General features: G+C 38.0%; 7 protein-coding genes and 1 tRNA gene. 6 read left to right on the top strand and 2 right to left on the bottom strand.

The window, feature by feature from the left end; genetic code table 11:
- Positions 1-8: 8 nt before the first annotated feature.
- Positions 9-1,262 (top strand): exonuclease SbcCD subunit D C-terminal domain-containing protein, encoded by a 1,254-nt coding sequence (locus ACHFIY_RS17085; RefSeq protein WP_410847334.1) that lies wholly within the window; start codon positions 9-11, stop codon positions 1,260-1,262.
- A 690-nt stretch (positions 1,263-1,952) separates the two neighbouring features.
- Here ACHFIY_RS17085 and ACHFIY_RS17080 read toward each other — a convergent pair.
- Positions 1,953-2,026 (bottom strand) — tRNA-Asp (locus ACHFIY_RS17080).
- Between the two features lie 141 nt (positions 2,027-2,167).
- Between ACHFIY_RS17080 and ACHFIY_RS17075 the strand changes: the two genes are divergently transcribed.
- The 3 genes from ACHFIY_RS17075 to ACHFIY_RS17065 all read left to right on the top strand — a co-directional run bounded on the left by ACHFIY_RS17075 (position 2,168) and on the right by ACHFIY_RS17065 (position 4,828).
- Positions 2,168-3,175 carry an acetyl-CoA carboxylase carboxyltransferase subunit alpha gene (locus tag ACHFIY_RS17075; RefSeq protein ID WP_410847333.1) on the top strand — a complete coding sequence of 336 codons (1,008 nt, stop codon included), beginning with the start codon at positions 2,168-2,170 and terminating at the stop codon, positions 3,173-3,175.
- A 49-nt stretch (positions 3,176-3,224) separates the two neighbouring features.
- A complete protein-coding gene (gene dapA, locus ACHFIY_RS17070; protein WP_410847332.1) occupies positions 3,225-4,109 on the top strand; it encodes a 4-hydroxy-tetrahydrodipicolinate synthase in 885 nt (294 codons plus the stop codon).
- Between the two features lie 158 nt (positions 4,110-4,267).
- Positions 4,268-4,828 (top strand): YceI family protein, encoded by a 561-nt coding sequence (locus ACHFIY_RS17065; RefSeq protein WP_410847331.1) that lies wholly within the window; start codon positions 4,268-4,270, stop codon positions 4,826-4,828.
- Between the two features lie 106 nt (positions 4,829-4,934).
- Here the strand turns inward: ACHFIY_RS17065 and ACHFIY_RS17060 are convergent, their stop codons facing one another.
- Positions 4,935-6,110, bottom strand: a complete 1,176-nt coding sequence (locus ACHFIY_RS17060) for an alpha/beta hydrolase (protein ID WP_410847330.1) — start codon at positions 6,108-6,110, stop codon at positions 4,935-4,937.
- 1,739 nt (positions 6,111-7,849) lie between these two features.
- Between ACHFIY_RS17060 and ACHFIY_RS17055 the strand changes: the two genes are divergently transcribed.
- Together ACHFIY_RS17055 and ACHFIY_RS17050 are read left to right on the top strand one after the other, a co-directional pair.
- Complete coding sequence (locus ACHFIY_RS17055) at positions 7,850-12,013, top strand: PAS domain S-box protein (RefSeq protein ID WP_410847329.1); 4,164 nt, start codon at positions 7,850-7,852, stop codon at positions 12,011-12,013.
- 6 nt (positions 12,014-12,019) lie between these two features.
- A complete protein-coding gene (locus ACHFIY_RS17050; RefSeq protein WP_410847328.1) occupies positions 12,020-12,430 on the top strand; it encodes a response regulator in 411 nt (136 codons plus the stop codon).
- Positions 12,431-12,609 lie beyond the last annotated feature (179 nt).

Below are 12,609 nucleotides of genomic sequence, written 5' to 3'. Positions count from 1 at the left end.
AATTTGCCATGAAAATACTCCACACTGCCGACTGGCATATAGGGCAACTGTTCCATGAATATGACCGAGCCTACGAGCACCAGCAATTTTTAAACTGGCTGGTGGCTACCATAAAAGAACAGTCAGTAGATATATTACTCGTAAGCGGCGATGTTTTTGACAATGCCAACCCTTCCGCCGCATCGGTTAAAATGTTTTACACTTTTTTGAACAATGCCCTCAAAGCACAACCGCACTTACAAATCATCGTTACGGCTGGCAACCACGACTCTGCCAGCAGGTTAGAGTCCCCAAAACCTTTGCTGGAAAGTTCCAACATACATATTATTGGCATAATAGAAAGAAATACAGATGGCAGTTTTAACTATGAAAAACTATGTATCCCTATACATGACAAGCAAGGAAATATATGCTTATGGATAATGGCTATCCCTTTTTTGCGCATGGGCGATTACCCTACTGTTGCAGATAGCACTTCGCCATATACTGATGGCGTGATGGCATTGTATCAGGAAGCATATGAATATACCTTAACTCAAAAGCAGGCTGGGCAAGCCATATTGGCTATGGGGCATTTGCACGCTATGCATGCTGAGGTTTCTGACCATGACAACCACGAGCGGTTGATTATGGGCGGCGTGGAGTTTGTGCCAGTTACCACTTTCCATGAAAACATCGTTTACACCGCTTTGGGTCATATACACAAAGCACAGCGAATCGGCGGGCGGGAAAATGTACGCTATTCCGGCAGCCCGCTGCCGATGTCTTTCTCTGAACTAAACTATAAACACCAAGTGGTAGCTTTTGAAGTGATAGGCGAGGAGATAACCCATATCCAATCAATTGAAGTGCCATTGGCCATACCCTTGCTTCGTGTGCCCTCAAGCTCAAAACAATTGGCAGAAGTTTTGAACAAATTGCAGCAATTGCCCCCTGTTGGTGATAATCTTTTATTAGCCCCTTACCTAGAAGTACGGGTATTGCTGAATGGGCCTGAACCAGCTTTAAGGCATAAAATAGAAGCGGCCATAGAGGGCAAAAATGTAAGATTGACAAAGATTGATGTGAAATATCCTGACAATAAGGGAAATGTAGACGGGGAAACTGCTATAGCCCTTTGCGACAAGCTACATGAGTTAAACCCTTTTGATGTATTCGCCAGAATATACCAGTCAAAATATAATAATCCTGCCCCTGACGTGCTGGTAGTGCTTTTCAACCAAGTGCTGGAAAAGGCGATGGACTGGCAGGGCGAATCTTGATTTGGTAACTTTCCAAAAGTTGTCCATTATAACATAGCAGCTTGATTGAGAATGAATTGATTTTATCTTACTTTTTTGTACTGTCTCAAAGTGCGACTAGATAATAATGGATCAGAAAGAGCCATCCAGAATGCGAAAGTAAAGCTAAAAGCATCAGACAGTTTAAAATATTAGACCGGGCTAATTGCTTTACCTTCATCAGATTTATTACTGATACAACTATTGAAAATAAGCAAAACCCAATTTCAGCCTTGTTTGCAATAGTTAAATATGCTGGAAAATAGTAACGTCAATCTTAATATCTTTTTTGTTGCCAACATTTTCCTAACAAATAACGACAACCTTTAAACTTTTTGATCATAAATTATTATATTTGTTTTGGTTTTTCATAGGATATTGGATTTTAAAACGGGGTTGCATTTCTATGCGACCCTTTTTTATGTCCATTAAGAAAAATATTGGAAGCCAGCAGTTATGCCTTTCAGGCGGTATAGGGCCAGCAAAAAAAAAGAGTTACATATTTGCAATAAAGGTATTGAAATCGCTTGTGATTATACAAGAAGTGACGCAAAATGTTTTTTTAACTGTGGCTTGAAAGGAAAAACCTGAAACTATATTAGTGCATGAAAATAAAAAAAGCCTGTAAATACTATAATTTACAGGCTTTTGACTTGTTTTGCTAACTAATAGCGGACCGGACGGGACTCGAACCCGCGACCTCCGCCGTGACAGGGCGGCATTCTAACCAACTGAACTACCGATCCTAGAGAACTTTTTTGAAACTTTACAACCTTTGTTGCTATTGTTTCGGGGTGCAAATATGGGGGGGAATTGTTTCTTAAACAAATTTATTTTAAAAAATATTTCATCCCCTAATTTTACACTTCAAATTTTTTTGATTCCTTATGCCACAATACCCCAACAGACAGTTTTTAGATTTTGAACAGCCCATTAAAGATTTATACGAGCAGATTGAACAAACAAAGAAATTAGCCGAAAAAAACCAGAAGATTGATTACAGTGCTACCGTAATACAACTGGAATCGTCTATTGTAGACAAACGCCGGGAAATAACGGAGAACCTTACCCCTTGGCAGCGCGTGCAACTTAGCCGCCACCCAGACAGGCCGTATATGCTAAAATACATCGACAAGATGATGACAAATTTTGTGGAGCTGCATGGCGACAGGAATTTTGCCGACGACAAAGCAATGGTAGGCGGCTTTGCAGAACTGGACGGACAAACGGTGATGGTTATTGGCCAGCAAAAGGGCAACAATACCAAGATGCGCCAATTGCGGAATTTTGGCATGGCAAAGCCAGAAGGCTACAGGAAAGCGTTGAGGCTAATGAAGCTGGCTGAGAAATTCAACAAGCCAATTATTACCTTTATAGACACCCCAGGTGCCTATCCCGGCTTAGAGGGCGAGGAAAGAGGGCAAGGAGAAGCCATTGCCAGGAATATTTTTGAAATGATTCGCCTGAAAGTGCCTGTAATATGTATTATTATTGGCGAAGGAGCCAGCGGGGGGGCTTTGGGCATTGGGGTTGGCGACAAAGTGCTAATGATGGAAAACACATGGTACACGGTTATTTCACCAGAAGGATGTAGTTCTATTTTGTGGCGAAGCGTTGACAAAAAGGAAATTGCCGCTGAACAGCTAAAGCTTACCTCTATCGACATGAAGGGGTTTGGCTTGGTTGACGAAATAGTACCAGAGCCTATTGGCGGCGCCCACTGGGATTATGCAGAGGCGGCAGAGCTGCTAAAACAAACAATTATTGCCAACCTAACTGAAATAAAGGGAAAAGACCCTGAAACACGTATTAATGACCGCATTGAAAAATATGGACAAATGGGTTTTTGGGATGAAACAGCCACTGCCACAGCTAATTCAGAAACGGCTGAGTAAACATTTTAAGCACAAAATATAATTCATAATTCATAATTCATAATTCATAATGTCTCTCCGTTCTATTTTAGCTGGCACTGGTGTAGCCTTGATAACACCTTTTAAAAAAGACCTTACTGTTGATTTTAATGCACTCGAGAAAACAATTAATTATGTAATTGATGGCGGGGTAGAATCTTTGGTTACCTTAGGAACTACTGGGGAAACGCCCACCCTTTCCAGGGAGGAAAGACTGGATATTATCCAGTTTACCTACGAAAAAGTAAAAAATCGAGTGCCCGTGGTGGTGGGCGTTGGCGGCAACGATACTGCTGGTATTATTAAGGACCTTGAAACATTTCCTTTAGATAAAGCCACTGCTATTTTGAGCACTTCGCCATATTATAGCAAACCTACACAGGAAGGGCTATATCAGCATTTTAAAGCATTGGCAGCAGTTTCGCCTAAGCCACTATTATTATACAATGTACCCGGCAGGACAGGGCGTAATTTAAGGGCTTCCACCTCTATACGGCTTGCAAACGAAGTAGAAAACATTGCCGGTATAAAAGAAGCCACAGACGATATGCAGCAGTGCATGGAGCTGATACGAGACAGGCCTGCCAATTTTTTAGTGGTAAGTGGCGATGACGCATTGATATTGCCACAGATAGCTTGTGGGTTTGATGGTGTTATTAGCGTTGCTGCCAACACATTCCCAAAAGATTTCTCTTCTATGGTAAGACTTTGCTTGAAAGGGGATTTTGTAGCAGCCAGGGCTATACACTACAAATTATTAAAAGGGTACGATTTATTGTTTGAAGAAAACAACCCCGCTGGCGTAAAGGCATTCATGCACGAGCAGGGACTTATAGAAAATATATTGAGATTGCCTTTAACTCCTGTTAGCCAAGAATTGCAAGAAACCATCAGTGAATTTTTGAAAACCCTTTAAGCTAGCAAGGGTTTTAATTATTAAAATAAGCAAAGCATTTAATCAGTGTGTAAAATTGTTGAGTTAAGAAATAATAAGCACAAATTAGATGTTACAACACTTAATTTGTTATTTTACAGCCGATTATAAATTACAATTAAAAATTAAACATGTTAATTATGAAAAAAATTATGTTAGGCCTTGCATTAGTAGCAGCTACAGTAGGTATTTATTCTTTTGCCCCACAACCAGGCGATACCTTCACGGCTAACACTACCACAAGCAAAGTAGAATTTATTGGATCTAAAACCGATGGCTACCACCCAGGTTATTTTTTGCTAAAAAGCGGGCAGGTAACAATAGAAGCTGGCAAGCTTACGGGTGGCAAATTTACTATTGACCTTGCTTCTTTGAAAGTTACAGATGCTGCTGGCGAAAAATTGGAAGGGCATTTAAAATCCCCTGACTTCTTTGATTTTTCCAAAGGAACAGAAGCTACTTATGTTATTTCCAATGTAAAATATACGTCTGCTAATAAATGCGACATTGATGGCATTCTTACTTTGAAAGGCGTTACTGCACCTGTTAAATTTACAGCCAATGTGCGTGGGGTAGATGACAAAAAATTCTTTGCAGAAGCAGCTTTTTCTTTAGACAGGACTGCTTTTGGCATCAATTATGGCGTTGGGAAGGTATCTAGCGATGTACAATTACTTGTGCATTTATTTGCTACCAAATAATATGATGTAACGGTTTACCTACATTTTGAATATGCTTTATTTAAAAAGCCCTTTTGAATTACAGAAGGGCTTTTTTGTAATATGTAAACGTGAGCTAAATCCAGGTTTAATCTACTTTTTTCATTAGCCATATATAAAATGCAGGGAAGGCTTGCTGCCAGTATTTTTCTTTATGCTCGCCAAGTGGATTTATCTTCCTTTCTATTTCATGCTGCTGGTCTTTCTTACTTATTAGGTTATACATCCTGTCCACATCGCTAACCATAGTACTGCTTTCTTTGCCGCCAGCATAAAAATAAAAGCGTGGCAGTATTGGCAGGGGAGGAGCAGGAGCATTTTCTACTTCTGTGTATAAATTGGGGGCTATCCAAAATGCTGGGGAAAACATACCCGCCGCCCCAAAAACTTCTGGGTATTTCAGTATAGCATACTCGCTTACCAAAGCCCCCATGCTGCTTCCTGCTATGTATGTGTACTCACGCCCTTTTTTTGTCCTGTATTTGCCGTCAATAAATGGTTTCAGGGTTTTTACCAAAAACTCGGTATAGGCTGCCCCTTCGCCTTTGGTATCTTGTGTAGCCAATGCCCCTTTTGTGGAAAAATCATAAGGGCTGTATTCGTTTAGCCTTTTTTCGCCCCCATGGTCTATGCCCACAACAATGCACTCCCTGCCCATTTGCTTTGCCAGCGTGTCTAGGCATTCGTCTATGCCCCACTCTCCATAAGCGGCTGTTTGCTCATTAAACAGGTTTTGGCCGTCCTGCATGTACAAAACAGGATAGGTTTTGGTACTGGTGCTATAACTCTTGGGCAGGTAAAGCCAAATCCTGCGAGTCCTGCCCAGTTGTGGCATAACAAAGGCAGTGTCTATTATTTTTACTTGTGGGCTTGCGGTGTAGCGTTTGGGCCTTTCAGGGTAGTCGTCTTTCCAGCCAGCAACGTTGCACTCCAGCGATACATCGGCAGCAACATCCGCCACCCGGTCGCTAATGTCCCTGCCATCGGCCATGCACTCTACTTTGTCAAAGTTGCCTCGGGTAAATTTGAAGGCATAATTGCCAGGTGCAACATCTTTTATAACAATGCTTTTCCTGCCGCCAGCAAATGGCTTAAGCTTGTATTTTTCGTCTTTTGGGTTCCAGTTGTTAAATGTGCCGCTAACATATATGTCATCTTGCTTTTTTGTAGCTACATCTGTTACTACTAGCCTGATAGAAAATTGGGCTTGTAAATGAAGGGCTATGGCTATAAACAAACCTACCAGCAATGCTATTTTTTTCATACCCCGAATGTAATAAGTAGTTGACAAACAAAATACTGTATAAAGTTAAGGTGGTTATAAAATAACATTGATGTAAGAAATGGAAAAAAGCAGCTTAAACTACTAAGAATGTACAATTAAGTCTGTACACTTATTGCCGACCTTGGCTTTTTTCAGAAGCGGCTACTTTACTCTATTTAGATATGATTTGCTTTCAATTTTAGTTCTTTCTATGTTTATCAACAACAGCAGAAAGCTATGCACTCGTCACAATCTCCGCCGATGTTGCGCCTCCACTCAAACATCAATTTGTTTCTACAGTTTTAAAACTACCTACTCTGCCATCGGTTCGTTGTTGGTAGGAGACACAACAAGGCGAGGAATGGAGCAAAGACCAACAAGGGCAAAAGATTTGAAACGGTTTTTCTTCATTTTTCGTGCTTTATTTTTTTTAAAAAACTGTCTTTTTTCCTTTAACTCATTGATATTCAGTTGTTTATATTTTTTTTAGCCTCATTTTTTATGATAATTTAAGTTAATTTTATAATAATTTATTGATTATGGAATGATAGTTTTATGATAATAAACTGATAATTTATTGATAAGAAACTATTAAGATTTTGATGGTGGATTATCATTTTCCCAAGCCAACTACCATCCGATGCAAGAGGCAAGGCAAAGATGCCCCTAGTTGCTCCTTTAATGTAAATTTGGCATGGATAGGTATATAACCCAAAATAAAAATCCTATATGGGGGAAATATGCCCCCATGAGCATCCAAAAATGCCCCCATATAGGATACTGAGCGAAGACCAACAAGGGTAAAATTTCCCTCTTGATGGGTGCCCAAAGGGTGGGGTGGTTACTCCGCTACGATAATCCATCCAACGCCTAAAGGCAATAATTCATTTTGGCAGGTTGCCTGCAAACAACTACCAGCCTACATTTCGGTTAGATTTATCCTGCGTCCGAAAGGACGGGGAGACCGAAGCGAAGGCACACGCGGCACGCCCTGCGTCAGCAAACCCTAATTATTCAGCCTAGTGCGCTAGCGGGGTACTTTATTGCAAAAAAACAAAGTATTTTTATTTTCTTTACTCAATTGAAACTTGAGGAGTTACAAATTTTTTTTTCAAATAAAGTCAATTTAATATTCCAAAAAGCTAATTAAATTGCTTTAAATTACCGCTTATTAAAGGGGTTTTTGAGGGAAACCCTTGAATATATATTTGCAGCTTTATCAATCAACAGGGCAAACGCATCAAAATTTAATCTGCTCCTAATTGCCTATTTTATTCAAAAATGCCTCTTTTCAGTCCTTTTGCCTCATAGCCGGCGGGCTTCGTCCAGGCACCGCCACTCTATTTTATCCTTTGAAAAAAATATGCTGCGCATTTTTTTCAATCAGCCTGCGGCTGACCGGATAAAATAAGGTGGCTTATGCCAGGACTGGTGTCAAACTCGAAGATTCGAGCAAAATGAATTTTGATGCGTTTACCCTGATCAATCAAGTGCTTGTACAGTTTTATTACTAGATTATGGTATTTGAAATTCACAAAAACACGCTCAATACTGAATTTTCAGACAAGCCTGTACCCCACATTTATAAATTAAAATGAATATTGAAAATGTATTTTGGTTTGTATAGGTATAAATCTGGTTTGTATAGGTATTAAAACATTAGGTATTATAGTTATTACTTGAATTTTCGTAATTTTATAAAATAATGATTGCTCTTTTTCTTAGATATGTAGCTGATTATGATTACACCCGCTTTGCCAGAAAATGAGGCTGCAAGACTTAAAGCCTTAGAACGTTTCGATTTGTTGGATACCATCCCTGAAGATGAGTACGATAATATAACCTATTTGGCATCGCTTATTTGCCAAACCCCCATTAGCCAAATAAGCATTATTGATAGAGATAGGGTATTTGTCAAGTCTAGTTTAGGATTAGAGATTGGCGATGGAGGCCGCGAGTTTTCATTTTGCGCCCACGCTATCAATACGCCCAATGAAATTTTTGAAACGGAGAATGCACGTCTTGATGAAAGGTTTAGTGATAACCCCTATGTAGCAGGTGATCCGGGCATAGTGTTTTATGCTGGCGTGCCATTGGTAACTGATGATGGTTTTGCCCTTGGAGCCCTTTGTGTGGTGGATACCAAGCCACATAAGCTATCAGAAGAACAACGGATAGCCTTGAAAGGCTTATCTAAACAAGTAGTTTACATGTTAGGCGTAAGAGAAAAAAGAAAATTAGAAGAAAAAGCAATAAATGAGGGTGCTTGGGGGGTAGCTTACATAAAAGAAGATGGCAGTTACTACAAAGTAAACGAAGCACTAGCAAAAATGTATGGCTATCAGGATACTGATGAATTAGCCCAATCAACCATATTTGATAACTGGACAGAGCTTACCGAAAAAACTTGGAAGAACCAATGGAAAGAACTGAAAGAAAAGAAATCGCAATCATTTGTTGCAAAGAGAAAGAAAAAAGATGGGGCAAAAATAGAGATTGAGGCAAGATTGAACTTTATATTGTTCGGAAATCTAGAACTCATCTGCATTTTTTATTTAGACATTACAGATAAAAAGAAATTGGATGAACAATTAAAATTGGTAGATTTTGCCTTCAGAAACACATCTACACCAATTAGTTTTATAAATAAGGATGGTGGCTTGTTTGATTTTAACGATGCCACTTGCCAGTTACTTGGCTATACCAAAGATGAATATAAAAACTTAAATGTTATAGATTTAAACCCAGCATTTAATGCTCAAAGATGGGCTGAACGATGGGAAGAAATAAAGGCAAAGCCTGGTGAAATGTTTTATGTTGTACTAACTAAAAAAGATGGCAGTAAAATAGACATAGAAGTAAGGGCAAAAATTATTCAATATCAAGACATTGAAATTAACTGTGCAACCTATATAGACATTACAGAAAAGAAAGAAACAGAACAAAAGCTTAGGCTTGTAGATCATTCTTTTAATACAGCAAAATTACCGATGTTGTTTTTGACACGTGATGGAGCTATTTATAATTATAACAATGCAATTTGCCAATTACTTGAATATAGTTTTGAAGAATTTGGGAAACTGACAAATATTGATTTTACCACAACTTATACTTCTGAGAGCTGGAAAAAGCGTTTCGATGATATCAAAGCAGGGCATAGTCTAACTTTTGAAAGAAAATTAAAAAAGAAAGACCATATTTTGGTTGATGTTAGGGCAAGTAGCAACGCATTTGAATATCATGGCATTGAACTAGTTTTTGTTTCTTTTTTTGATATTAGTGAAGAGAAAAAACTAGAAGCAGAACTAAGGCTTACTAAATATGCTTTTGATAACTCGAATGTAGGGATGCATTTTATAAACAAAGATGGAAGCATATATAATTTTAATAAAAAAGCAGCAGAACTTCTGGGTTACACCAAAAGCGAATATGCTAAAATTTCCCTCAACGACTTTGTACAAAAAAAATATACTAACCAAGAATGGAATGAGCGGTGGGAGTTTTATAGAGCAACAAATGAGTTATCTACAGAACTAAAACTAAAGAAAAAAGATGGAGTTAGGATGTATGCACAAGCCGATGTAAGTTTTATCAGTTTTGAAGATTTTGAATTGCTTTTTGTTACGTTCAATGATATATCTGAAAAGAAAAAGGCAGTAGAAAGACTAAAACTATCAGACTACATTATTAAAAATGCCACAACTGCCATCTATCTATTAACGCCGGAAGGGGCTATTTATGATTTTAATGAAGCAGCTTACACCATGCTTGGTTATACCAAAGAAGAGTTTGCAATGCTTCATCAAATAAATATCGACCCTACATTAAATGCAACCATCATAGCAGAAGGGTTTGAAGGGTTAAGAAAAGAGGGTACAGTAAGCTTTCAGCATAAGATTGTTAAAAAGGGTGGAGACGTAATAGATGTGGAAATAGTAGCCAATTTTCTTGAGTATAATGGATTGGAATTGAATTGTTCATTTGTAACTGATATATCAGAAAAGAAAAAAGCAGAAGCAGAAATTAATCAAATAAATGAGTTCTTGCAACTCCAAACAAATCGGTTGCTGCTTGCAACCTCAAGTGCATCCATGGGTATTTGGTATTGGGATGTGAAAAATGACAAAATGGTATGGGATAAAAGGCAGTACCAAATTTATGATATCAATGAATCGGAGTTAGGCTCAGTTTACGAGGGATGGCTATCAAGGTTGCACCCAGAAGATAAAGAAAGAGTTAATGAAGTTATGCAAAGTGCAATTGCAGAAAAAAAAAGAGAATATAGTTCAGAATTCAGAATTATATGGGATGATTTATCTGTTCATTATATAAAGGGTACAGGAATAACTGAATATGATGATAATGGAAACGTTATACAAATGACAGGAGTTAATTGGGATGTTACTGCAGAAAGAGAAATCGAAGCAGAAAAAAAACAACTTACTAATCGTTTGCTTTTGGCAACAAAAAGCGCACAATTAGGCATTTGGGAGTGGGATTTAGAAAATGATACCCTTTTATGGGATGAGGGGATGTATAAGATATATGGGATATCTGAGAATGAATTTAATACAGTGTATGAAGGATGGATATCAAGATTACATGAGGAAGACCGGAAAGAAATAGATAACGAGATTCAATTAGCTATTACGAATGAGAAAGATTACAATTCCGAATTTAGGATTGTTTGGAGCGATTCATCTATCCATTATATAGGAGCTACAGGCATTGTTGAAAGGGAGGAGGGTGGCAAGCCAAAACGCATGATTGGTGTAAATTGGGATATAACTGCAGAAAAAGAGAGTGTACGGCATCTTAAATTATTAGAATCTGTGATTACAAATAGTAAGGATAGTATTCTAATTACAGAGGCAGAACCTTTTAATCAACCAGGACCAAAAATAATGTTTGTAAACCCTGCCTTTACAAAAATGACGGGCTATACACCTGAGGAAGTTATTGGCAAGACACCAAGGATGTTGCAAAATGAAGAAACTGACACGAAAGAATTGGATAAATTGCGAGTTGCAATGAACAATTGGGAATCTGTAGAGATAACCGTATCGAACGCTAAGAAAAATGGTGAAAAGTTTTGGAACAATTTTAACATGGTTCCAGTTGCCAATGAAAAAGGTTGGTTTACGCATTGGATAGCAGTAGAAAGAGATGTGACTAAAGAAAAAGAGGCAGCAATAGAAAAAGAAAAGTTACTACAAGAATTAATTAAAAGCAATAAAGAGCTTTCTCAATTCAGCTATATAACCACCCATAATTTAAGGGCACCATTAACCAACCTTATCTCCATCTGTAACTTAATAAAAACAGATAAAATAGAAGATGAACGTACCCGAAAATTCATAGAAGCATTTAAGGTATCCACCCATTATTTGAATGATACCTTGAACGATTTAATAAAAATCCTGATAATAAAAGAAAACACCAATTGGGAAAGGGAAACTGTTAGTTTTAAAGAGGTTCTAGGCAAGGTAACTACCTCCATTCATTTTAGAATAGTCAACTTGGTGGCTACTATAAAGGACGACTTTTCTGAGGTTGAATCCGTTCAATTTAGTAGTGCCTATATGGAAAGTGTTTTATTAAATTTAATAACAAATTCCCTAAGATATGCGCATCCTGAAAGGCATCCTTTAATCACTATCAAAACAACTATAGAATTGGACGGTGGTGTGAAGCTTGTTTATGCAGACAATGGAATAGGAATAGATTTGGAAAGAGTGAAAAACAGGGTTTTTGGATTATATCAACGTTTTCACAGCAATCCAGATGGCAAGGGAATGGGTCTTTATTTAATACATTCGCAAATAACGTCTTTAGGTGGTACGATAGAGATAGAAAGTGAGGTAAACGTAGGAACAACATTTACCATAAGGTTTAAAAAATAATTATAGATGATTAAAACAGTTTTGTCAATTGATGATGATAAAGTAGTTCAATTTTTACACAGAGATATAATAGAGTCTGAACTTTTTTGCGAGCAATTATTAGAAGCTTATAATGGGGAAGAAGCACTTGATTTTTATAATAAATTTCAAAGTAATGGAGAACCAATTGCAAATTTACCAGAAGTAATATTACTAGATTTGAATATGCCGGGGATGAATGGGTGGGAGTTTTTTGAAGCTTTTGAAAAGAGATACCCTCAATACATTGAAAAAACCAAGATATTCATTCTTTCTTCCAGTATCAACCCGGCAGATATTTCAAAAGCTAAAACAGAAAAAAACATTGTAGCGTTTTTAGAGAAGCCATTGGATGTAGATAAATTAACGAATATTAGAGTCAGCTGGGCAAAATGTTAGCTCAGCACATCTCGGCCTACAGATATATCAGGGATTTCCAATCCTCAGCTAGTCCACGTCAAATTTCGTTTTGCTGGCGCATCGCCAGTGGCGTGTGCCATTCGTTTCGTTCTTCGAGAATGTAGTTAGATTTGTTCTGCCTTGAAATTGACGGGGTTTATAGTACTCCCCTTAAATCA

Source organism: Parasediminibacterium schistidii (assembly GCF_046546515.1).
Classification (GTDB): domain Bacteria; phylum Bacteroidota; class Bacteroidia; order Chitinophagales; family Chitinophagaceae; genus Parasediminibacterium.
The sequence above is the reverse complement of the archived record's forward strand: the minus strand, read 5'-3'. Positions and strand labels throughout refer to the sequence as shown.